The sequence below is a fragment of the Curtobacterium sp. A7_M15 genome (genome assembly GCF_030705415.1).
Classification (GTDB): Bacteria; Actinomycetota; Actinomycetes; order Actinomycetales; family Microbacteriaceae; genus Curtobacterium.
In genome coordinates this window covers 1-22,562 of the sequence record NZ_JAUZED010000003.1, presented here as the reverse complement: position 1 = coordinate 22,562, position 22,562 = coordinate 1, and the positions used below count along the sequence as shown (strand labels likewise).

Sequence of the window (22,562 nt, the reverse complement as noted above, 5' to 3'; positions counted from 1 at the left end):
AGAGCTCAGCGTCGTCCGCCGACGATCCGTTGACTGCGACGGTCCCTGGGCTATCGGATGATGAGGTCGTCGATTCGTGCGCGGCCCGCGTCGACGATGCGGATGCCGTCACGCGTGGCCGACGTGTTGAAAGCGTCCTGGCCAGAGTAGGCGATTGAGCCGTTGACGTAGATCTTGATCTTCGTGCTATCGGCCCGGACGCGGACCGTCGAGCCGGGCTTGACCTCGCTGCTGAGTGCCTTGCCGATTTGGGTGAATCGGCCGTTGACGCGCTTGTAGACCTTCGCGTTGCCCTTGCCCGACCCGTGGACGTCGAGGGCGTAGTAGTTCTTCGAGTTGCTCAGGCGCCACACCGGGCCTGCGCCCTTTGACGAGAGCGCGGTCATGGTGAGGCTGACGTCGACGTCGGCCTTCCTCGTCTCGACGGTTGCTGCGGACTCACGCGCCGCACCGCCGCTGGCGCGGTATGCGGTGCCGTTCGAGATGCCGTACTTGACGCCGCCGACCGTGGAGTAGGACCGGCCGTGCAGGTCCTTGCCGAGTCCGGTGGTCTGGTTGGGGCGGTTGAACGAGTCGTAGCTGACCGACGGCGCGGGCGTCAGGACGTTCTGCCCCTCACGGAACGGCGTGCTGGCCAAGGCCGTGGTGATCGCCGCGGCGATGTGCGCTTGACCGGCGTCGTTGGGGTGTTGCCCGTCGGGGCTGATCATGGTCGCCTTGTCCCACCCGGTGAAGGCATCAGCGAGGACGACGGTTCCGTCCTGCGGGTACGACGCGACGATCTTGCGCAGGGCGTTGTTGTAGCGCACCACGTCTGCGTCGGTCGGCGGCACGGGGTAGCGCGCGTACCCGGCAGGCGTCGACGTCGTGTCGAGCACGATCACGATCGTGGGCGGGAACGGGCTAGTCCCACGCACCCAGTCGATGAATCCGCGAACGTTCGCCTGGAACGTCGCCGCGGGCACGTGCCGGCCGACATCGTTCTGGTTCCCGAGGTACGTGACGAGGCCGTAATCGCCACGCTTCCACGTATTGCGGGCGCGCGAGAGAATCTGCGCAGTGGAAGCACCGCTGATGGTCTGGTTGGACCATGCCGCCGGATCCGTTCCGAGGCTGTCACGGACCAGGGACGGGTAAAGCGTGCCCGGGACCGAGCCGGTGCCGGGCTGCACCTGGCCGAACGAGTGACCGTACGCGACGTACCGCACGCCGCGCAGCGAGTCGGACGTGACCGGGACCGCGTGCGCGACACCCGGCATGAGCGCTGCGACGGCTGCGAGAACGACGGCCGCCGCGGTGGTCAGGGCAGAGCGGCGGGCCAGGGTCATGCGCATTCGTCATCCTCCTCCGGACGCCGATTGCGCCGTGATCGATCCGGGCGCAGCAGTAGCACCCCATCCGAAACTAGATCAGGAGCCCGCTCCGCCGCAGTGCCCCGTTTGCGGGGCACTGCGGCGGGCAGGGCAAAGGCGAGCCGTAGAGTACGAGGATCCGTCGGATGAGACGGAAATCAGGTGCGCACGGTAGGTGTCGGAGCGAGTGTTATACAGGCGATGCTTCTGATCGTCTTCACCGCTTTCGCTGTACTCATCGCCTGCGCAGGTGTCTTTCTCGCGCTCTTCACCGTCGTTCATGTCATCAGGCACGCGAACGGTAGGAACGAAGATCACCGACCAGCTCGGCTGCTGATGTTGGCAGCAGCAGCACTTGGCGTCGCTTCATCTGCATCTGTGTTCTTCCTCGCCGACTTGTCGGCCGCTGCCACCGTTGTCGGAGCAGCAACTGTCCTGTACGTCGTGCTCACTCTCATCGATCCGGTACACCGCGGACATACGTCTTTATGGATGCAGCGTTCCACACTGCTCGCCGGCTGCGTCGGCCTGTTCACAGCGGCGTCGACGACGCCGGCGAGTCGACGCCGAGGGGCTGGTCTTCCGGTGGATTCGGATATAACGGCCGTGGACGGCGAAATAGGCGGCGGAGGGTGAGGAACGCCGCCGCGATCGCGCCCTTCTCGTCTGGGTGGGCCTCGGCATAGGCAAGCCGGGAGTGGTCGTCGACTGCCGCATGCACGTAATCGAAGCCAATCCCGCAGCCTCACCAGTTCCGCTCGATGGTGCCGGGTCGCTCGGCTCGATGGACCGAGTCGATGCGTGCGCGGACAACGCAGCGATGGAGTTCTTCTTCGCTCCGCTGCAGAAGAACGTCCTCAATCGGCGACGTTGGGCGACGCGCGAGGAGTCCCGGCTGGCGATCAGCACCTGGATCGAGAGCACGTACCACCGACGACGTCGTCAACGTGGTCTGGGGAAGCTGACCCGATCGAGTACACGACGATCATCAACTCACAGGTCGTACTCGCGGTTGAACCGACCCAGTCAACTCAACCTGCAGCAGTACCATTACATCATCCGTGGGATCGGTTGACCTGTGTGCGCGTCAGTTTACGAAGGAAGCACGCGCCCAGCGAAGATCTCGTCCCCCGGGTAGCCGGTCCCGTCGGATCGTCCCGGACCGACCAGCTTCCCGGTGCGTGGGGCGTGGAACGTCGTGAAGGCACCATCGACGAACGCCACGTGGTGGACACCGGACGGACCGTCGTAGAAGACCAGATCACCGTCGCTCGCGTCACCGACAGGCATCCGCTCCACTACCTGCGCTTGATCGTCCGCATCACGGGGCACGATCAGCCCGACGGCACGGTGCGCGATGTGCACGAGCCCTGAGCAGTCCACGCCGGCAGCCGATGCGCCGGACCAGAGGTAGACCGAACCGGTGAACCCGCGGGCGACTGCGAGCACCTCGCCTGCGTCGTGCTGCTCGACGGATGGGTCGGTGATCGCCGCGCGTGGCAGCGAAGCTGTGCGGTTCGGCGTGCGGACGACGACAGTGCTGCCATCATCGTCGAGCAGGTCCAGGACCGAGCCGACGGACAGTCCGGATGCTGCCGGCGCCGTCCGCACGACGACGGGGTGCGCCACCGGTACTCGTTCTGCGAGGTGCGCGGTCGGCACCCACCCCGGGTACCCGGCAGGCGACTTGTGCGACTGCTGTAGCGGGAGAACGATCCGGCTCCAGCTGCCTCGCATCTCCAGGACCTCGACCGGCTCGCCGAGCAGTGCATGGGTGTCCACGCGCCCGTGCAGACCGTGCCGCGCCCCCAGGTCGAGGTTAGATGCCCAGGCGGCGAGGTCCGGTCGGGCTGCTGTGGCGACTGCGTCAGCCCCGGTGGGGCTGTCAGGCGAGACCCACACTGCCGTCGCTGTGACGGCGACGACGTGCTCCGCCGAGCTCGCGGCGCGGAGCGCCTCCGGCAGCGGACGGACGGTGAAGGCAGTCACGGGTGCACCGTGATCCCGGCACTTGCGAGCGCTGCACGGAGCCGGCCACCGTTGGCCTTGAGCGCACGGCGTGCCTGCGCGGCCTCACTTCCGCTGAGGAGCGCGAACACAGCCACCTTGACGGATCCTTCGGCAGCATCGAGTGCCGCGTTCGCGGTCATCGCATCGGCCCCCGTCACCGCGGAGATGGTTCGCAGCGAGCGCGCCACGAGTTTCTCGTTCGTGGCGCGGAGGTCGATCATGACGTTCCCGAAGGTCTTGCCGAGTCGGATCATGGTGAGCGTTGACAGCATGTTGAGCACGAGCTTCTGCGCCGTGGCTGCCCCGAGTCGGGTCGATCCGGCGATGATCTCCGACCCGACGACCGGCTCGATGGCGATGTCGGCGGCCGCTGCGGAGCGTGACGGGCTGTTGCATGCGACCGCGATCGTCAGGGCCGACCGTTGACGGGCTTCGTGGAGCGCGCCGAGCACGTACGGCGTTCGGCCGGACGCGGAGATCCCGACGACGGAGTCATCCGGACCGATCGAGAGCGCAGCGACGTCTGCGCCGCCCTGATCGGGCTCGTCCTCTGCTCGCTCCGCCGCGCAACGGAGCGCTGTGTCGCCGCCAGCGATCACGCCGACGACCGTCGCGGGGTCCGTACCGAACGTCGGCGGGCATTCGCTGGCGTCGAGCACACCCAACCGGCCGGATGTGCCGGCACCGACGTACACGAGCCGACCGCCGCGCTCCATCCGCTCCGCAATGCTGTCCACGGCTCGCACGATTGCGGGCAAAACCCGGTCCACGGCGTCGACGGCGCTCCGATCGCGTTGATGCATCGCCCGGACGAGCTCCTCGGTTGAGAGCAGGTCGAGATCGCGCATCGCCTCGTCGACGTGTTCCGTCGTCAGACCGTCGAGCTCGTCACCGAGATTCTCCTCAGGGGTGGGGCGCACGGACACGGGTGACCTGCCTTTCGTGTGGGAGCGAGGTTTCGATTGCGAGTCGGGCGGCGCCGTCGAGCGCGTCCCCGGCGGGGGCCAGCACCGTGAGTCCAGCGGCCCCGAGCGCAGCGGCGAGCACTTGCGCGAAGTCGTCGTGCTTGGTCAGCCCGCCGATGACGGCGATCTCGGCGTTGTCTTCGGCGACCGCTGCGCGGCAGGTCGTCACGAGTTCGATGACGGCACGGTCACGGATCGTCGTCGACACCGCGTCCCCCGAAGCGGCGGCATCGAGCACCGCGGGCGCGAACGCAGCCATCGCCCGCTCGGGTGCGTCGGCTCCGCCGATCACCGCGGGGAGCCGGTCGATTGAGCCTTCGAGAAGGAGTGCCTGCTCGAGCAAGGACGTCGACGGTCCTCGTCCGTCGGCCGCGCGGATCGCCGCGGCAAGACCGTGCTGCCCGATCCAGCGTCCAGACCCGGTGTCGCCCAGCCACCTGCCCGCACCGTCCACGCGACGGAGATCGCCGTCCGATCCGATTCCGACGGCGACAGCTCCGGTGCCGGCGACGAGCACGGTGCCCGGTCGGCCGGCGAGTGCGCCGACGTGTGCGGTGACCACGTCGCTGGACACCAGAACATCGACGTGGCGCTCCGCCACGAGCAGCTCGGCCAGCGCGGCTCCCGCCTGTGGAGCCGTCAGCGCTCCGGCCGCGCCCACAGCGATCGTCGTGACGCCGTCGGAGCATCCGGGTGGCAACATGTCGAACGCGCTCCTGATGCTCGCTCGAGCACGTTCCGGCCCGTTCCGCTCTGCGAGGCCGCCGGCCCCCGTGCTCGCCACGGTCGCCGACCCGAGACGCAGGCGGCACGCGGTCTTCCCGAGGTCGACGGCTGCGACACGGGGCGAAAGGGGGTTCATCGCTGCTCCGATCCGAGTATGTGGGCAATTTACACGATTCGTGTTGATTTTGAAAAGCATTGACCTACTTGTGTGGCGCTCCCTACGATGGACTTCAGAAGACATCGGAGGGACCACGCCGTGACCGTAGGCGAACAACCGCGCAGCGTCGGGGTGAGTATCAGGACCTCGATCCAGTCCGGGCTGGACGGGTATCCACCCTCGATGCGCCGGGTCGCAGAAGCGATCCTGCGTGACCCACGGGTAGTCCTGGAGCAGACGATCACCGAGCTCGCTCGAACGTGCGAGACCAGCGAGACCAGCGTGGTCCGTTTCTGTCGCACCCTGGGCTTCACGGGGTACGCGCCGTTCCGGCTGCAGATGGCGGCCGAGCTGGCGAGCGAGTCCGCTCAGTTCGGCGACGACCCGTTGTACGGCGATGACGCGGCGTCCGAGGACAGCATCGCCGGCATCGTCCAAGCGATCAGCCATGCCGAGATCGTCGGCATCCAGGAGACCGCAGCGGCGCTGGATCTCGACGTTCTCCGCACCGTCATCGACCGGGTCGCCGCCGCATCCCAGGTGGCGCTCTTCGGCGTCGCCGCCAGCAACGCCGCGGCCACCGACCTCGCACAGAAACTCAGGCGTGTGCGGATCACGGCGATGTCCTTCGTCGATGCCCACGACGCACTCGTTCCGGCTACGTTGCTCGGAGCCGGCGGCGTGGCGATCGCGTTCTCGCACAGCGGCCGGACGCGCGAAGCGGTCGAGTTCCTCAACGCTGCGCGCAGGTCCGGTGCCTTCGCTGTCGCGATCACGAGCACGCTCGACTCCCCACTCGCTCAAGCGAGCGACGCCGCCTTGCGGACCGCGGTCCGCGAGACAACCTTCCGTTCGGGGGCGATGGCGAGCCGGATCGCGCAGCTGACGATCGTCGACTACCTCTTCGTCGGCGTGGCACGCGTGCACCACGAGCGCAGCATCAACGCGATCTCTGACACGCGTGCGGCCGTTCAGGCGCTGCGAGACCCCCGATGACACCGTCGGACACGGTCGACCCGGTGACTCGCGTCCCGCTGGGCGGGATCGATCGCATCGTGCGGGATCGACCGCTCAGAGAGACGGTGTTCGGTGACCGGACGGTCGCGCTGGTCACGAACGACGTCGCGACGACCGCCAGCCTGGAACGCAGTCTCGATGCACTCGTCGCGGTCGGTGTCCGTGTCACGCACGTACTGGGGCCCGAGCACGGGCTGCACGGGACCGGGCAGGCGGGCGAGTCCGAGGCGACGGTGTGCGACGAGCGCACCGGTCTGCCCGTGCTTGACACGTACTCCATGTCGGCCGACCGTCTCACCGAGACGATCCGCGACACCGGTGCGGAGCTCGTGGCAATCGACCTGGTCGACGTCGGTGCCCGACTCTGGACGTACCCGTGGACGACGGTCGACGTGCTCGTGGCGTCGTCCCGTGCCGGTGTGCCCGTCGTAGTGCTCGACCGACCGAACCCGCTCGGAGGTCGGGTCGCCGAAGGGCCGGCACTGGACACGGCGTACGAGAGTTTCGTCGGCCGCCTGCCGATCCCCCTCCGACACGGTCTCACCATGGGCGAGATCGCGACGACCGCGGTGCAGCTGGGGCACGCGGGACTGGACGACCACACCATGCTCGAGGTCGTCACCATCCCCGACCCGGAGGACCGCGGAGTGCGCCATCTGCCGGGATCACCATGGGTGGCGCCGTCACCCAACCTTCCGACGCTCGACACGGCGCTGCTCTACCCGGGGATGTGCCTCGTCGAGGGCAGCGCGCTCAGCGAGGGACGCGGCACCACCCGTCCCTTCGAGGTCATCGGTGCGCCGTGGGTCGACGACCGGTTCGTCCCCGCACTGGCGGACCGCGGACTGCCGGGAGTGCGCTTCCGTGAGACACACCACCGTCCCACCTTCCACAAGTACGCGGGAGAGACCGTGCACGCGGCCTTCGTCCACATCGTGGACCGGGTCGCCGTGCGTCCGGTGCTCACCGCTGTGACCGTCCTCGAGGTCGCAAGGGATCTCTACCCGGAGCGGTTCGGGTTCCGCGCTCCGAGCACCGAGGCCGGAACGCCACAGCCCTCGCACCCGATCGATCTGCTCTGGGGATCGGACACCCTCCGCACCGGACTGGAGCACGGCGAGCAGGTCGTCGAACTCGTCGACGACGCTTCCGCTCCGACCCCGGCTCCGCCCCTGGGCCCGTCGTGACCCGGGATCCCGGCGAGCGGCTGCGGCAGGCACTCGCCCTCGCTATCGCATCCGGGGTGTGCTCGGCTGCGAGTGCCGCCATTGCGGTCGGAGGCGAGCTGGTCGTCCATGCCGACGCCGGGACGCTCGCCAGTCAAGCCGCGAATGGTGCGTGCGCCGACAGCGCTTGCCACGCACCGGTGACCCGGGCGACCAGGTTCGATCTGGCGTCCTTGACCAAGACCTACTCCGCACGCGTCCTGCTCGGTCTGGTCGACGACAGGACACTCGACCTGGACCGGCCGATCGCCGCGCACCTCCCCGAGTACGCCGCGGACCCACTTCGGCGAACCGTCACGCTCCGACATCTGCTGACGCACACCTCCGGCCTGCCCGCGACTTGGGGCGGGTGGCACGCCCCGATGGCGGCCGTGCTCGAATCGACGCCGACGGACGCCCCGGTCTTCCTCGGAAGCCCTCTGCAGGACCAGGACGCACTCCGACGCACCCTCGCTCGCACCGCGCTGACCGCGCCTCCGGCACAACGGTGGGAGTACGCGTGCACCGGGTACAACACCGCGATGCTCGTCGCCGAACAAGCGACGGGCACACGGTGGGAAGACCTGGTCCGCCACGTCGTCCTCGAGCCCGCGGGGCTGCGGGACACGGACTTCGCCCCTCGCGAGGCCGGAATTGTCGACGTGGCACGGACCGAGCACCAGCCGCGGCTCCACCGAGGAGTGATCGCAGGCGACGTCCATGACGAATCAGCGTGGGCGCTCGGTGGCAGAGCCGCGAACGCAGGACTGTTTGCGACGACCGACGACGTCCTGCGGTGGGCGGAGACCATCCGGCGCGGCGCCGACGCGGCGACCGCGCACTCGATGTGGGACGACCAGCTCCCCGGAATCCTCCGTCGCGGCACGGCGGGCCCGTCGTTCGGTGCGTCACTGGGGCTGCGAATCGGCGAACGGTCGTGGATGGGCCCGTACTTCCCCACGGGCCGGGGACACACGGGTTTCACCGGTACGTCGTTCCTCGTCGATCGCGAGCGTGCGATGTCCGTGGTCCTGCTGACGAACCGGGTCCACCCGAGCCGTTCGGGCCCGCCCGTGACGCAGCTGCGGCTCGCCGTCGCCGAGATCGCCGCGTCGTGTCTCTGAACCGAGGTGACCTCGGACCGTCGATCAGTTGGTGTTGCACCGCCGAGGACGGAACGACGCTCGCTGAGCAGGCGGCAGACGTTCCGGTGCCGGCCGCGTCGATGATCAAGCTGCTCGTGCTGTCGGCCCTGCTCCGCAGCGTCCGCACCGGACGTGTCGCCCTGACCGACACCGTTGCGGTCACGCGGTGGTCGGACAGCACCGCGCCGGGCGACGGACGCCGCTTCGCGCCGCAACCGGCCGATGCCGATGCGGACTTCCCGCCGGACGGCACGCTGGTGTCGCTCCACGAGCTCGCGACGTGGATGATCGCGCGATCGTCGAACGAGGCCACGAACTGCATCGTCGACCGAATCGGTGTCACGACCGTGCACGACGAGATCCGCGAACTCGACTGCAGTGGGACGGTCTTCGCCCGCAAACTCGGCGATGTCGTGGCCGCAGCCGCGGGTCTGGAGAACATCGTGACACCGAGAGACCTCACCAACACCATGCGCGCTCTCACCGGGTCTGCGACGGCGCGGCAGATGCTGGCGCAACAGCAGTTCCCGCACATCGTCTGCGAGCTACCGAACAGCGTCGCGTGGCACGGGTCTAAGAGCGGATGGATCCCGGGCGTCCTGCACGATGTCGCGGCAGCCGGAGTGCGCGGCACAGGCACGGTCGTCCTGGCGGTGTGCACGACGGCTTCGACGAGCCCCAAGGGAACCTCGTCGTCCGCCGCGTCGCTCGTCTGTTGCAGTCATGTTTCCAATCACGTAAATGATTGACCTCTTAATCTGGATATCGGTAATCTTCCAACATCGTAGAGATTCCGGGCAATGACGCCAGGAGTCTTCCCCGTGTCGAGCGAGGAGAGGCCATGACGCTTCAGAACACAGCAGGAGCGCGCCGCCGCGCGCGGAGACGTGAAGGAGTCGCACCGATCGCGAGTCACGCGATCCTGGTCGTCACCACCCTGGTGGTGCTGCTCCCACTGCTCTTCGTCGTGTTCCTCTCGCTGAAGGACATCCCGGGCATCCTGGGCACGCCACTGTCGTGGCCGGACACGTTCCACTTCGAGAACTACGCACAGGCGTGGACCGAAGGGAACCTCGGTACGTTCCTGGTCAACACCGTCGTCGTCGCCTGCATCACCGTCGCCGCGATCCTCGCGTTCTCATCCCTGGCTGCGTTCGTGATCGCGCGTTACCGCTTCCGTGGGAACCAGTTGCTCTACCTGTTCTTCGTCTCTGGCCTGGCGCTGCCGATCCAGATCGTCGCGCTCCCGATCTTCATCCTCATCAAGCACCTCCATCTGCTCAACACGCTCACCGGCCTGATCCTCGTGTTCGCCTCCGGGGGGATCTCCTACAGTGTGTTCATCCTCGTCAACTTCATGCGGAGCATTCCGTTCGAGCTGCAGGAAGCGGCGACGATGGACGGGGCCGGCCCGTGGCGCATCTACTGGCACGTCGTCCTGCCGCTCATCAGGCCAGCACTCGGGATCGTCGCGATCTTCCAGTTCCTCTCCGCCTGGAAGGAGTTCTTCCTCCCGCTGCTACTCGTCCAGGACACCTCGAGCATGACCGTGCCGGTCGGCATCCTGTCCTTCGTCGGCGAGCACTCCACCGAGTGGCAGCTGCTGCTCGCCGGCCTGGTGATCGTGAGCCTCCCGACGATCATCGGTTTCCTCCTCGTCGCGCGACAGTTCCGACGGAACCTCGTCAGCGGCGGCGTCAAGGCATGAACCTCCCCCGAAAGGACCGCACACCCATGTTCCGATCACTTGCTCGCAGCCGACGTCTCGCCGTTGTCGGTGGCGTCGCGATCGTCGCCGCCCTCGGTCTCGCAGGCTGCTCCGGCAGCGGCTCCGCCACCAACGCCTCGTCCGGCGGATCCGGGCCGACTGTCAGCGTCTGGTCGTGGAGGTCCCAGGACAAGCCGCTGTGGAACACGGTGCAGAAGGACCTTCGTGCCCAGGGCACCGACCTGACGATCAAGTTCCGTTCAATCAGCGCGACGTCCTACGACGCGGTGCTCAAGACCGCGATGAACGGCGGGAACGGCCCGGACATCTTCTACGACCGCGCCGGAAACGGCACCCAAACCTACGCATCGGCTGGTCTCGTCGCCCCCGTCGATTCCTTCATCGACACCAAGAACTTCCAGTCGGCATCACTCGCGGCCGCGCAGTACAAGGGCAAGACGTACGGCGTGCCCTTCGCCGTTCAGACCATGTCGATGTTCTACAACAAGGATCTGCTGTCCAAGGCCGGCATCAAGAAGCCGACCACCTGGAACGGGCTCATCGCCGCAATGAAGAAGCTCAAGGCGCAGGGCACGACGCCCATGTACATGATGGGTGTCCAGCAGTGGCTCCTCGCGCTGCAGCTCGAAGCGATCGGTGCGTCGACCGTCGATGACTCGACTGCCAAGGCGATCACCGCGAAGACGCAGAGCTACACCACCAGTCAGTACGTCAAGTCGCTGAAGGCGTTCAAGCAGCTCGAACCGTACCTCGAAGACAACTGGCAGGCCACCGGGTCCGCAGGCAACGAACAGCAGACCGCGTTCGCCCTGGGCAAGACCGCCTTCATCATCGACGGGATCTTCGACACCGCCACCATCGACCAGGTAAACCCGAAGCTCAACTACGGTCAGATGCTCGTCCCCTCGCCGACGGGAGCGAAGTCGAAGATCGCCTCCTACGTCGACGGCAACATCTCGATGAATGCGAAGATCTCAGACAACGCGACCAAGAAGGCTGCCGAGAAGGTCATCGCGTTCAGCGGCACCAAGGCCTTCGGGAACGCCTTCTCGAGCGTGGCCGGAGAGATCTCCCCGATCGGCGGCGTCACCATCCCGAAGAAGTACCCCCTGAGCGTCCAGGCAGCGCACTGGTACCAGAACGACGCGATCACGCCCACCATCGGCATCCGATCCGCGATGGACACCCCCTCGCCGGACCCGACGTCGCTGAAGAAGAAGTCCTCGCCGTCGAGCGACACCGGTATCTTCACGGCTGAGCAGAACGTGGCGGTCCCCCTGCTGAAGGGTCAGCTCACGCCCGAGCAAGCCGCCGAGAAGATCGACGACCAACTGTCCTGGTACTTCGGGGGGAACTGATGACCTTCTCCACGGAGGTCACCGACCAGAGCGACAGCGTGCCGGTCGTCGCGCCGACGGATCGCCAACGGCTCAGAACGCGCAGACCGGTTCCGCGGCGACAGGCGTTCACGCTCGCGGCGTTCGTGGTGCCCGCCTTCATCCTGTTCGGTCTGTTCGTGATCTACCCGCTCGTCGCGGGGGTTCGATACAGCTTCTACAACTGGGACGGCACCGGGCCGCTCGTCAACTTCATCGGACTGAAGAACTACGCATTCGCGCTGTTCGACCCGTCCTTCGCACCGCAGTTCTGGCGTGCGATCGGCCACAACCTGTACTTCTTCGCGATGTCGATGGCGCTCACGCTCGTGTTCGGACTCGGGCTCGCGTACTGCCTGCTGCTCGTGAACGAGCGAGCGTCGCAGCGGTACTCCATCATCATGATGCTGCCGTTCACGCTGCCGCCGGTGGCCATCGCGTACATCTGGACCGTCTACCTCGAACCCAACACCGGTGTGCTCCAGACGCTGCTCAACAACCTGCACCTCGATGCGCTCGCGCTCCCGTTCCTCGGGTCCACCGTCCTCGCGCTCCCCACCATCGCGGTGATCACGGCGTGGGTCGGGATGGGGTTCCCGGTGTTGGTCTTCCTGGCGTCGATGACCGATGTTCCACAGGACGTCATGGACGCCGCTGCACTCGACGGCGCCGGGCGGTTCCGCATCCTGTGGTCCGTCCTCATCCCGTCGATCCGACCGACACTGATCATGATGACGACGATGAACTTCATCGGCGCCTTCGGGACCTTCGACCTGATCTACATCATGGAGGGTTCGCAGGCCGGTCCCGACTACTCCACCGACGTGTTGGGAACGCTGTTCTACCGCACGGGGTTCGGTGGGTTCGGCTCCACCGCGCAGTCCATGGGCCTCGCCACCGCACTCGCGGTGCTCGGCTTCATCATCGTGGTGGCAGTGTCGGCAGTGTTCCTCCGCCTGCAGAAGCGGTTCGCGGATTGACCGGACGCATCGCGTCCGTCGCCGTCCACGAGGTCGATGCTCCCCTGCTCCGTCCCTTCGTGACGGCGGTCAGGTCCGCCACCGACTACCGGGCCGTGCGGGGGGGGGGGGGGGGGGGGGGGCGGCGCGCGGGGGGGGGGGGGGGGGGGGGGGGGGGGGGGGGGGCCGTCCTCGTCGAGCTCGTCGACGAGGACGGCCGCTCGGGGTGGGGCGAGGCCGCGGTGAGCTGGCGTGTCACCGGTGAGAGTCCACAGAGCGTGCGCGCGGTCGTCGAAGGCCCGCTGCGTGACGTCCTTGTCGGCGCGGACATCGACGACCTGCCTCGGATCGACACTGTGCTCCGTGAGGCGGTTCGCGGGAACGATGCCGCGCGGTCGGCGGCGGACTGTGCAGCCTGGGACCTTCACGCGCGCCGTCGGGAGATTCCCCTGGCCGACCTCATCGGGGCGGCGACCAGGACATCGGCCGGAGGTGAACGGGACCGGGTCGTGACGACGGACATCACGCTGTCCGCTGTCCACCGCGACGATCAGATCGACGAGCTGCTCCGCCGCGCAGAGTCGGCCGTGTCCCAGGGATTCGGCGCGATCAAGGTGAAGGTCGGCACCGGAATCGACGACGTTCGGCTTCTTCACGACGTCCGGACCGCGGTGGGCCCGGACGTCGCACTGCGCGCAGATGCCAACCAGGGGTGGGACGTGCAGACTGCGATCCGCACGATCAACGAGTGGGACGTCCTCGACCTTGGGATCCAGTTCGTCGAGCAGCCCGTCGCCGCCTGGGACATCGACGGGATGGCCGCGGTCCGGAGCGCCACCTCCACGCCGATCGTCGCCGACGAGAGCGTCCGCGACGACAGGGACGTCTCACGCATCGCGGACCGCGGCGCGGCGGCAGCGGTCAACATCAAACTCGCGAAGACCGGCGGGATCTCCGGCGCGCTCGACGCGCTGCTCACGGCGAAGCGAGCCGGGCTCGACGTGCTCATCGGATGCATGCTCGAAACGCACGTGGGCATTGCTGCTGCCGCTGCGCTGGCGACGACCACGCCTGGCGTCCACGACCTCGACGCCGGAACCTTCCTGCGCGCCTCCCCAGTAACAGGCGGACCGCGGTACACGGGACAGTACGTCGTCCTCGACGACGCACCCGGAACAGGAATCCAGGGAATCACGTCCCCCACCTATCCACACGCAGGAGAACTGCCAAAGACCATCGCATGAGCTCGGCCTTGTGCTTCCACCTTCGGGACGCCTATGACCACTCCGGCTCGAGCACCGCAGCAGCATGTCGAGGTTTCCCCATGAATCCTGTCAAGCGGCAAGGGGCGTCGCCGCACCGTCGTGCGAATGCGATGAGGGCTTGGTTGGGGCGCTTGTCCACCTACGAGGCCCGCCGGGCCGCCACGCTGCCAATCGCTGCGTAATCACACCCCGTGTCCAATGCGACGCGGTCTGCTCCGCTCCCGCGGTATCTCCGGCCGTCACCTGCGAATTCAGCGTCCTGGCTAGCCCCTCGGCGAACTGCAGGTCGTTCTTCGCCATGACACCGTGGGCGACGATCCACGCCACGGTCGCGGCGATGATGACGATGAGCGCGACGACGCACCACAGAACGACACGTCTCGGGCGTCTCTCCCGGGCAGCGGACCGTCGCGCCGTCTCGATGGAACCCGTTGCGTCGGTAGAATCCCTCGGCGCGGGGGTTGTCCTCCGCGATCCACAGGTACGCGGGCGCTTCGCCGACGGCTGCGTCGAGCAGTGCCTGCCCGGCACCCGACCCGGATGCCGACGCCAGGGCAGAGATTCCCTCGAGCTCCCGGTCGCGCGGGGCGCCGGACTAGCGTCCGGCACCCGCTGAGGCCCGCCCCACGACGGCGTCGTCGATCGAGACCAGGAGCACGTCGGTCTGCGGATCGGCGATGACCGTCCGCCAGCGACCGGCTTGCGCATCGACGTCGAGACCCGCCAAGAAGGAGGCCGGCAACAGGTGCGCGTAGGCCTCTCGCCAGGCCTGGACGTGCACACGCGCGATGCGGTCGGCGTCTGAGACGCTCGCCGGACGAACCACGGGGATGTTCATCCGACGATGATGCCGCGCGTGGCGACGCCACGTCACGCCCGGGCCCCCGTTCGGGTGACAACCGTGAGTAAGTGAAGTTCGCCTTACCTAACGTGACACCTGTGATCGCAATGCTGACCAACGCGACCGCCACCCGGTACCGCGACCCCGTCGGGTCCACCGTGGACCGGCTCGCCGGCCGGATCGCCGGGGTGACGACGCCGACGACGAGCACCGAGGCCGCCGACCTCCGGGACCGGGTGGCCGGGATCGACCTCGACGGCGTGCCGCTCGGGACGGAACGTTGCAGGATCGGTATGTCACGTCTGCGGCTGACCCGTGGCTCGAATCACGACGCTGCCCGCCCTTGGCAGTGCGTCCAACACGAGTCCGCACGTTGTGGATCGTGCAGTCGGTATCGGGCGTGAAGGCGGGTCAGCGTTGCGCGGAGGACCAGTTCAGGTCCGGCCACTCCAAGGGATCTGGCAGGCCCGCTTGGGCCGACCGGTACTCCGCACGCAAGCGTCGACATAACGCAGAGCGTGATTCCACGACGGCGGGCGGCACCGACATCTCACGATCATAGTGCGACCGGTTCGGAGTCGGCCCACCGGGCGGCGACGCTGCCAACCGGCCCGCGCCATCAATCCCGGTCTGCATCAGTTGCATCGGTGCCGATGGCGGCGGCGAGATCCGCTTCCGATGGCAACGCCGCCCGCACAGCAGGCGGGAGCAGGTCGTAGCTGGCAACACCGATCGGGTTGTGCTGTCCGGCAAGCGAGTACCGGACGACCGCGTCGTTCTTGTCTGCAACCAGGAGCAGCCCGACAGTGTCAGCGTGCTGGGCCCGTCGGAGTCGGTCGTCGACGAGAGCGACGTAGAAGCCGAGCTGACCGAGGTACTCAGGTCTGAACTTCCCGGTCTTCAGTTCGATGACGACGTAGCGCAGCTGCTCAATGTGGAAGAACAGCAGGTCCACGTAGAAGTCGTCTCCATCGACGTCGAGGTGCACCTGCCGGCCGACGAACGCGAACCCCTCGCCGAGCTCGCGGAGGGTGTCGATGATCCGATCCACCAAAGCCTGCTCGAGGTGGCGTTCCTTCGCGTCGCCGTCGAGTGCGAGGAAGTCCAATACGTACGGATCCTTCGTCAGCTGCCGCGCCAGGTCCGAATCCCCTGCCGGCAAGGTCGAGGGGAAGTTCGTCGGCGCCGCTTGCAGCCGGGTGTGCGCCGTAGTGCGAATCTGGTGCTCGAGGACGTTCCGCGACCATCCATGTGCTGCAGCTTGAGCGGCATACCAGTCACGGAGCGCATGGTCGTCAAGCCGGTCGAGGAGGACGGTGATGTGCCCCCACGGCAGTTCTGCAACAGCCTGTTGCAGAATCCGTTCGTCACTCCACGCCGCCGCGAAGGCCCGCATGTAGGCAAGGTTGCGCGGCGAGAAGCCCTTCATCTCGGGGAACTCGGCCCGCAGGTCGGTCGCGAGTCGGCCGATGACGTTGCTGCCCCACCCTTCCGCGTCCTGCCGTTGCAGAATCGTTCGACCGATTCCCCAGTACAGGCGCACCAACTCAGTGTTGACCCGCCGCTGGGCGGTGAAGCGAGCGTCGCGAACCTGACGCTTCAGATCCGCCAACACGGCACCGTACTCGGATGGAATGGGCGTGCTCGAAGACATCAACACCATCCTGCCCTGCGCACCCGAATCCGCGTGCGCCCGGAGACAATCCCAACTCCGCACGCGCTCTTCTGCCACAGTTGACGTACTCCCAGTCTCACATGGAAAGGCGACGCTCCCATGGCGCAAAAGGTCACCACGCACCTCATCGACGATCTCACCGGCGACACCATCCACGACGGTGAGGGCCGCACCGTGTCCTTCTCGTTCGACGGCAACCACTACGAGATTGACCTCACCGACGACAACGCCGACGCGTTCCGAGAAGCGTTCTCCGACTACGTAGCCGCCGCCCGCAAGGTCAGCGGTAGCCGGCAGGGCCGCACGAGCGGTGGCAACACCACTAAGCGCAGCAACTCCGACGAGCTCGCGAAGATCCGGGAGTGGGCCAACGCCAACGGGCACGAGGTCTCTACCCGAGGGCGCATCAGCCAGGCCGTTCGCGACGCCTACAACGCCGCTCACTAACCCAAAGCACACTCTCCCGGGCTACGCTCGATTCGAGCACCGCTCGCCCGGAGCTCCGGCCGGACCGTCACGACACTGACGGTCCGGCCGTTCTCATTTCGGAGCCGATAGCAGGCTCTTATGTCAGTCGACTGCCCGCCTGACCGATTCCGCCAATTGATACGGACAGCACCGGCAAACTACTTTGCTTTGTTCAGAAGCGGGAACGCTTCATACTTATGGCGCCGGTTATCGAACGCTGGCTTTGTGCCCTCCAGGATGTCGACTACCGACTTAGCGACACCCAACTCGGAAATACTTCCACTACTCACATTAAACACACCATCTGCAACCGAGGCATGCACGATCTGATCCGCATCGCCCACGACCGCCAAGTTTGCATTATGCGTCACGATGATGGTCTGCCTACGCGCGGATGCCTCACGTATCGCGGGAACAAGAACCGAGGCTATAGTCGCATTGTCGAGATTTTCCTCGGGCTGATCAAGTAAAAGAGGCGTCGTGCGACGGTCCACGATTAGGTAGAACAGAGCCAGCACAAGCCCCCGCTGCCCCGGGGATAGCTGCGCCAACGGGAGTCCATCGCCAATCAAACCGAAACGCACTTCAAGCCAAGACAAGTCAAGGAGTGCGACTAGGAAGTCGGGTAACGAAGTCCCGGCTCGAAGCCCCGCTCCTGCATGCCGGGCTGCGCCATCCTCGGCCCCACGATCAGTACCCAGGCGTCGCACTATGAGCGCAAGTTCGCCGGAGATGTCATCCCAGCTCATCGCAGAGACTCGCTGCGGCAACTCTCCGATCCACGAGCCCAGGTCGGTGTTACGTCGCCCGTCGAGAGAAGCACTCAGCCGCTGGATTGCGGACGTGAATTCCAGTGCCGCCCGGAATTCTAGGCCGGCCTTTTGCACAACCTGAGAGTCTGCGATGAACCTGGAGGCAGGCGCGTATAAGTCAAGCACTGCTTCGAGCTCGGAAAGTAGAGCTTTATGAATCTCCTCGCTTACCGAGATGAGGCGACTTTGGCATTCCTGCAACTTCACAGGCGCCGACCTTGCTCTATCTAGGAGAGCTTGGAGAAACACGAGGGACCCGTGTTGATCGATGCTCCCACTGATTACTTGAATGCGCTCTTCTCCCTGCAGTACGCGCTGACGAGCCAATTCTCGCGTGCTGTCGACCGCGGCTAACGCATTGGCCAGTTCGTTCAGCCTCGATTCGGCGGCATCACGCTGCTGCTGCAGACTTGCATTGGTGAAGCTCGCGGACGCACTGCGCGCCTGCTGCAAGGCCCGCCAGCGCTCAACCCAGTCTTGGTTGATTCGAACCGTGACCAAGTCTTCATTCTGCGCCTGCTCGTCGGATGAAAGCAGCGAGCGCGCCTCTCGATTCAGAATTGCCGCGGCTATTCCCAAATCGGTCGCTTGACGCACTAGCCTATCGGCATCATCAAGTTGCCGCGAAATTGAGCCAATAGTCAATTGGTTCTGCGCGATGTCGTTGAGTAGCCCTTGGCGCGCAGCCGCAAGTTCCTCAGATTCCCGGCGAAGTGCTCCAACGGTCTGGTCGTTGCCACTCGCTGCATCGAACTCCGCGAGAACCTGACGATCAGCAGCGAGAGCCTCCTCAGCGGTCTCCAGGTCCAGGCGTTTCAGCCCGATACGCCCTTCGATCTCGCTGGGGACGTTCGCAGCAATGAAGTCTGACCAGTCGGAGAACGCATCGGCCTCGCGGCGAAGCTCTGCGCGAAGCCTGGCGACTTGTTCACGAGCGGCGGTAGTCTTTCTGGCTATCAACCCCTCGAACGAAGTCTCCCCCGTTTTCTCCTGCTCGGGAATGTGGGTGAACAGCACATCTCGCAACTCATTCTCGAAGATGTGACTCTCCAACGATAGCGGGTCAGTCGTACACACCTTCTCCACGTATCGCCGCGGCAAGTATTCGACGAGCACTGGAGCTGCCGGGTCGTGTTTTGCAGTGAGACTGACCGTGCGTTCTTTGGCGGTCCGCCACGTGATGGTGGACGCATACTCCTTTGCCGCTTTGTTGCTGGCAGTTAGGAAGCAATTTGGAGTTAGGAAGGCGAACTCAGCGTTACGCGATGAATTGCCAGCTAGCGCAATACAGTCGAGGAGTGCTGACTTACCTTGGCCCTTGTTGCCCACAATGGCGACGAAGCCACTATGCAACGGCAATTCATAATTGAACGATCGGAATTTTGTGGGATCACTCGGGCGAATTGCAATTGAATCGACGTATTCATCTGGCGCCTTTCGCCCACGATCCAATGCTGGTGGCTGCAGTCCCACGAAGACGCGGTTTTCGAACTCGTCGATAGCATGAATAAGGCCGGCGAACGTGGGAGTGGTGTTCATCCAAGTCGAGCACGCTCCAAGGCGGTCTTTCTCGGTCGAATCAGCCCAGGTGTGTGCGTCGCTGCAGTCCAACAGTCGATGATTGACGCTTTGAGCTTTAAGCTTTTCAACTTGCATCGCCCAGTCACTGGGGTCCTCGAATGCGGTGAATAGAAACTTCGCATTTGAGATGATGTTGCGTTTGGATGCAACGGCTTGCTTCCACTTAATTGCATTCCACTCGGTTTTTCCCAGACCCACAAGCGCCTTCCCCTTCAAGAACGACGACTCGAGAACGTCTAGAACGGAATCGAGGGGTAAGTTTAGTTGATTGAAGCCTTCCTCGAGATCGCTATCGAAGTTGTGCAGTTCGTCAGCAGGAACCGTTTCCTTCATCTGGCGGCCAAGGTCCATCAAAGATTCTCGCGTCACCGCCCCCTTCCAGTCCGCTCCCTCCGTCGCATCCGTCAGAGAGAATTGCCCGTGAAGCCTGTCGAGGAACTGCTGCTGAATCACCCGTGGCTCTAGCTCAGGGTCAAAAATGACGTGCAGGTTTGCTCGGGCAAGCTTGCTTTCGGTACCGCCAAACTGATCGATGCGCATCTCCAAGACGGGGAATATCGCGTCGAGATTTTGAAGTCGACCAGACAGCTTTGCGTTGCGAACGCGGTTGTAGCCATCAAGAAACCAGTAGTCGTTCAGGCCAATGACGCGAACATCTTTGGGGAGCGCCTCCAGCGCGTCAATATAGCGCGCCCAAGTTTCCTCGTCGTCGGGTCCGTAGTTTTGAACAATCGAACTGGGACTGTGAACATGCAGGTCCCAGATACTCCAGTCGGCCCCACGGTTGCGCTCTGTCATGGGGATGATCATAACGACAATTGCTCATCGCCTCGGGATGGAAGGTGTTCCGGCGATGACCGGCGGTGAAGATGAGGCGAGCGTTGGCGTCGCGGTCGCAGGGACGAGCCGGCAGCACAGGCGCTGCTCTCGAAAGGAGGCTTCGCATGCAGCGTTGGAGTATGCCCTAGCGGCACGCCTTCTGGACGGCCGTATCCCGTAGTTCTGGGGTGTCAAGGCGTTTTACTGCGACGAATGCGTGCACGGGGCTAGAGATGATGCAACGCTCGCATCGACGTCACGCTGGCACGTTCAGCAGCAGGGCGCCGGCTTCATCGAGCGCTGTGGATCGCGACGACTGCACGCTCCAGGCAAGGCCCTGCGCTGTGGTGAGTTCGAGCTGTCCGTACTGGACGACGGGGAGCACCGGGTTGTTCTTGAAGCGACGATCCGGTCCGCCCTTGACGTTGACGTACTGCCAGGTCTGGTCGATGAGCTGGGTGTCCTTCGGGACCTGACCCGGCTGTTCGACGAACCGTGTGACGGATCGGCGCACGGAGAGGTGCCGGTACGCAACGTCGGAGTAGTGCTTGCCGGAGCAAACCAGTAGGCGATCAGGCAGGAAGTACAGGGCGTCCTTCCCAGCACGCAGAGTCGGGATGTCGACGTTGGTTGCGAGACCCTTAGGTTGCTGGATCCGTGCCGTGGCCGGCACTCGACGCACGATCGCGCCGACACCAGCGTTTGCCTTGTGCTGGTAGGTGGTTTGAACACGGCCCGACTCCACGGTGCGCCACAGCCGGTCACTTGCAACAGCGGCACCCCACGCTGTAGCGAACCGGTCGAACCAGACGGCAGGCGCGTCCTCGAGGTCGTAGAGCAGGACCACATTCTTCTGCAGCGCGTCGCGCAGGAAGAGCCACCAGCATCCCGGCACGGCGACCGCCCAGATGATGACGCCCCACGGCAGCAGCGCTGCTCCGAGGATGAAGGCTGTGACCGCAGCAATCCATCCCCATCGGGGACGCCGTGCTGCTGCGTTGAGCTGCTGGACGATGCCGTCCCCGCCGGTCGGGCGCAGATCGAGTGCTGTCAGGCCACTGACGTCGTCCATGTCCACCGCAGCGAAGTTCTGCAGCACCGGCGGGCTCGGCGGAGCGATGCGAGGCGCTCGAGATCCTGACGAGGACAGGTACGTGGCGCCACCGGAGCCGACACGTACGTAATTCCCCCGCGGCCCCGTACCGACCCGAAGTCCCGGGATCCCCGCACTGACTCCGAGTCCCGACTTCGACAGATTGAACCGAAGCGGCCCCGCCTTCACGCTTCGCCTGATCGTAATCCCCACGCTCTCATCCCGTCTCATCGGTATCTCGTCCAGCCAGCGGGCTCGTCCGCGGCGCCCGCAGCCTCGGAGCGGTGTACCCGCCGCCCCTCGAATTGGGATAAGGCGATGCGGTGAGAGCTCACGCAGACTTGGGCAGTCCTCAGCAATTAGGAGCATCATCGCATTCCTCTTCCATGTCAACGGACCTTCACAAGGCGCCCCTCGGAAGAAGATCGCCCCGTCAATGTGGGTCGGATTGGTCGCCACGCTGCTGGCTGCGCTGCTCGGACTGGCGTCGGGCGGTGTCTGGTCGATGCTGGTGATGGCCGCCCTCGTAGTCCTCCTCACAGCGCTTTACGGGCTGCTGTTCCGTCGCACCACCTGGCTCCGCCTGCCGCGGAAGCGCTCCGCTTCAGCCCTCGGGGCAGGACTCGCCCTGGTGGTGCTCCTCGGATCCGGATCGGCTTTGGGCGCCGCACACCCACCAGCGCCGGCTTCCGCGGTCGACCCTGCACCTACCGTTTCGGCTTCTCCCGCAGCGAGCACAGCTCCACGCAAGACACCGACACCGACACCGACACCGACACCGACACCGATCGTCACGACGAAGGATGTCACCGAGACGACGCCGATCCCGTTCGAGTCGACCACGGTTGAAAGCGCCACACTCGCGCAGGGCACCTCCACCGTCACCACCACCGGCGTGAACGGTGTGCGGACGACGACGTCCCGCGTCACCTTTACGGACGGCGTTGAGACCAGCCGTCAGCAGGTCAGCGAGACGGTCACAACCCAACCCGTCGCCCAGGTGACCACGATCGGAACGTACGTCGCCCCAGCCCCAGCCCCACCGGCACCGGCACCGGCACCGGACGGCGGCGGCGGCGGCGCGACCGCACTCTGCAATGACGGGACGCTCTCCTACGCAGCTCACCACCAAGGGGCTTGCTCTCATCACGGAGGCGTCGCCAAGTTCTACAGGTGACGTTGTCCCGCTCTCCAACGGCAGCGTCCGTCCCGTCGCGTTGTCGCACCAACGGGCCCAGAGTGTCGGCGCTCGCTCCTACGGTGTGGGTAATGCTCACGTCCGTGAGCGCTGATGGCAAAGGAGCCGATCATGCGAGTCGCCCCGTATCACTCGACGAATCAGTCAGACCCCGACGTTCACCACGACG

General features: G+C 65.5%; 19 protein-coding genes and 4 pseudogenes. 12 read left to right on the top strand and 11 right to left on the bottom strand.

Going from position 1 to position 22,562, the window contains the following annotated elements; genetic code table 11:
- Positions 1-50: 50 nt before the first annotated feature.
- On the bottom strand, positions 51-1,334 hold the full coding sequence (locus Q7F20_RS01130; protein ID WP_305738276.1) for an SGNH/GDSL hydrolase family protein: 1,284 nt from the start codon (positions 1,332-1,334) through the stop codon (positions 51-53).
- Between the two features lie 621 nt (positions 1,335-1,955).
- Positions 1,956-2,091: pseudogene (locus tag Q7F20_RS01125) on the bottom strand (IS481 family transposase); the annotation flags it as partial.
- 30 nt (positions 2,092-2,121) lie between these two features.
- Between Q7F20_RS01125 and Q7F20_RS01120 the strand changes: the two are divergent.
- A pseudogene (locus Q7F20_RS01120) lies at positions 2,122-2,319 on the top strand (IS3 family transposase); the annotation flags it as partial.
- 125 nt (positions 2,320-2,444) lie between these two features.
- Here the strand turns inward: Q7F20_RS01120 and Q7F20_RS01115 are convergent.
- The 3 genes from Q7F20_RS01115 to Q7F20_RS01105 are packed head-to-tail and all read right to left on the bottom strand — an operon-like array spanning position 2,445 to position 5,030.
- Positions 2,445-3,341 (bottom strand): NlpC/P60 family protein, encoded by an 897-nt coding sequence (locus Q7F20_RS01115; RefSeq protein ID WP_305738275.1) that lies wholly within the window; start codon positions 3,339-3,341, stop codon positions 2,445-2,447.
- Positions 3,338-4,282: an N-acetylmuramic acid 6-phosphate etherase gene (murQ, locus tag Q7F20_RS01110; protein ID WP_305738332.1), complete on the bottom strand. Its 945-nt coding sequence runs from the start codon at positions 4,280-4,282 to the stop codon at positions 3,338-3,340. The genes Q7F20_RS01115 and murQ overlap by 4 nt, the downstream gene beginning before the upstream one ends.
- On the bottom strand, positions 4,266-5,030 hold the full coding sequence (locus Q7F20_RS01105) for an N-acetylglucosamine kinase (RefSeq protein WP_305738274.1): 765 nt from the start codon (positions 5,028-5,030) through the stop codon (positions 4,266-4,268). Before Q7F20_RS01105 ends, murQ begins: the two co-directional genes overlap by 17 nt.
- A 279-nt stretch (positions 5,031-5,309) precedes the next feature.
- Between Q7F20_RS01105 and Q7F20_RS01100 the strand changes: the two genes are divergently transcribed.
- From Q7F20_RS01100 to Q7F20_RS01065, 8 genes are all read left to right on the top strand, one after another.
- Complete coding sequence (locus Q7F20_RS01100) at positions 5,310-6,206, top strand: MurR/RpiR family transcriptional regulator (RefSeq protein WP_370871594.1); 897 nt, start codon at positions 5,310-5,312, stop codon at positions 6,204-6,206.
- A 23-nt stretch (positions 6,207-6,229) separates the two neighbouring features.
- Positions 6,230-7,414 carry a DUF1343 domain-containing protein gene (locus Q7F20_RS01095; protein ID WP_305738272.1) on the top strand — a complete coding sequence of 395 codons (1,185 nt, stop codon included), beginning with the start codon at positions 6,230-6,232 and terminating at the stop codon, positions 7,412-7,414.
- The gene (locus Q7F20_RS01090; protein WP_370871593.1) at positions 7,411-8,556 is read left to right on the top strand and encodes a serine hydrolase domain-containing protein; all 1,146 of its coding nucleotides are present in this window, start codon (positions 7,411-7,413) and stop codon (positions 8,554-8,556) included. The genes Q7F20_RS01095 and Q7F20_RS01090 overlap by 4 nt, the downstream gene beginning before the upstream one ends.
- Entirely contained in the window at positions 8,547-9,326 is a 780-nt protein-coding gene (locus Q7F20_RS01085) for a serine hydrolase (protein WP_305738271.1), read from the top strand. Before Q7F20_RS01090 ends, Q7F20_RS01085 begins: the two co-directional genes overlap by 10 nt.
- A gap of 92 nt (positions 9,327-9,418) precedes the next feature.
- Positions 9,419-10,285: a carbohydrate ABC transporter permease gene (locus Q7F20_RS01080; RefSeq protein ID WP_305738270.1), complete on the top strand. Its 867-nt coding sequence runs from the start codon at positions 9,419-9,421 to the stop codon at positions 10,283-10,285.
- A gap of 26 nt (positions 10,286-10,311) precedes the next feature.
- Positions 10,312-11,664 (top strand): ABC transporter substrate-binding protein, encoded by a 1,353-nt coding sequence (locus Q7F20_RS01075; RefSeq protein ID WP_305738269.1) that lies wholly within the window; start codon positions 10,312-10,314, stop codon positions 11,662-11,664.
- Positions 11,664-12,662: a carbohydrate ABC transporter permease gene (locus tag Q7F20_RS01070; RefSeq protein WP_305738268.1), complete on the top strand. Its 999-nt coding sequence runs from the start codon at positions 11,664-11,666 to the stop codon at positions 12,660-12,662. The genes Q7F20_RS01075 and Q7F20_RS01070 overlap by 1 nt, the downstream gene beginning before the upstream one ends.
- A gap of 59 nt (positions 12,663-12,721) precedes the next feature.
- Positions 12,722-13,885, top strand: a complete 1,164-nt coding sequence (locus Q7F20_RS01065) for a mandelate racemase/muconate lactonizing enzyme family protein (RefSeq protein WP_370871597.1) — start codon at positions 12,722-12,724, stop codon at positions 13,883-13,885.
- Between the two features lie 160 nt (positions 13,886-14,045).
- On the opposite strand, the pseudogene Q7F20_RS18640 reads toward Q7F20_RS01065, so the two are convergent.
- Together Q7F20_RS18640 and Q7F20_RS01060 are read right to left on the bottom strand one after the other, a co-directional pair.
- Positions 14,046-14,474, bottom strand: a pseudogene (locus Q7F20_RS18640) (GNAT family N-acetyltransferase); the annotation flags it as partial.
- Between the two features lie 27 nt (positions 14,475-14,501).
- On the bottom strand, positions 14,502-14,744 hold the full coding sequence (locus tag Q7F20_RS01060; RefSeq protein ID WP_305738267.1) for a hypothetical protein: 243 nt from the start codon (positions 14,742-14,744) through the stop codon (positions 14,502-14,504).
- A 71-nt stretch (positions 14,745-14,815) separates the two neighbouring features.
- Between Q7F20_RS01060 and Q7F20_RS01055 the strand changes: the two genes are divergently transcribed.
- Positions 14,816-15,151, top strand: a complete 336-nt coding sequence (locus Q7F20_RS01055) for a hypothetical protein (protein WP_305738266.1) — start codon at positions 14,816-14,818, stop codon at positions 15,149-15,151.
- 215 nt (positions 15,152-15,366) lie between these two features.
- On the opposite strand, the gene Q7F20_RS01050 is transcribed toward Q7F20_RS01055, so the two are convergent.
- Positions 15,367-16,401, bottom strand: a complete 1,035-nt coding sequence (locus Q7F20_RS01050) for a YhcG family protein (protein WP_305738265.1) — start codon at positions 16,399-16,401, stop codon at positions 15,367-15,369.
- A gap of 120 nt (positions 16,402-16,521) precedes the next feature.
- Here Q7F20_RS01050 and Q7F20_RS01045 point away from each other — a divergent pair, with 120 nt between their 5' ends.
- Entirely contained in the window at positions 16,522-16,869 is a 348-nt protein-coding gene (locus Q7F20_RS01045; protein ID WP_305738264.1) for an Lsr2 family protein, read from the top strand.
- A gap of 179 nt (positions 16,870-17,048) precedes the next feature.
- On the opposite strand, the gene Q7F20_RS01040 is transcribed toward Q7F20_RS01045, so the two are convergent.
- The 3 genes and pseudogenes from Q7F20_RS01040 to Q7F20_RS18635 all read right to left on the bottom strand — a co-directional run.
- Positions 17,049-20,081, bottom strand: a complete 3,033-nt coding sequence (locus tag Q7F20_RS01040) for a TrlF family AAA-like ATPase (RefSeq protein ID WP_305738263.1) — start codon at positions 20,079-20,081, stop codon at positions 17,049-17,051.
- Positions 20,082-20,358: 277 nt separating this feature from the next.
- Positions 20,359-21,201, bottom strand: coding sequence for a hypothetical protein (locus Q7F20_RS01035; RefSeq protein WP_305738262.1), 843 nt, complete (start codon positions 21,199-21,201; stop codon positions 20,359-20,361).
- A gap of 72 nt (positions 21,202-21,273) precedes the next feature.
- A pseudogene (locus Q7F20_RS18635) lies at positions 21,274-21,426 on the bottom strand (DUF4236 domain-containing protein); the annotation flags it as partial.
- Between the two features lie 205 nt (positions 21,427-21,631).
- Between Q7F20_RS18635 and Q7F20_RS01030 the strand changes: the two are divergent.
- Positions 21,632-22,372 (top strand): G5 domain-containing protein, encoded by a 741-nt coding sequence (locus Q7F20_RS01030; RefSeq protein ID WP_305738261.1) that lies wholly within the window; start codon positions 21,632-21,634, stop codon positions 22,370-22,372.
- Positions 22,373-22,562: the final 190 nt, after the last annotated feature.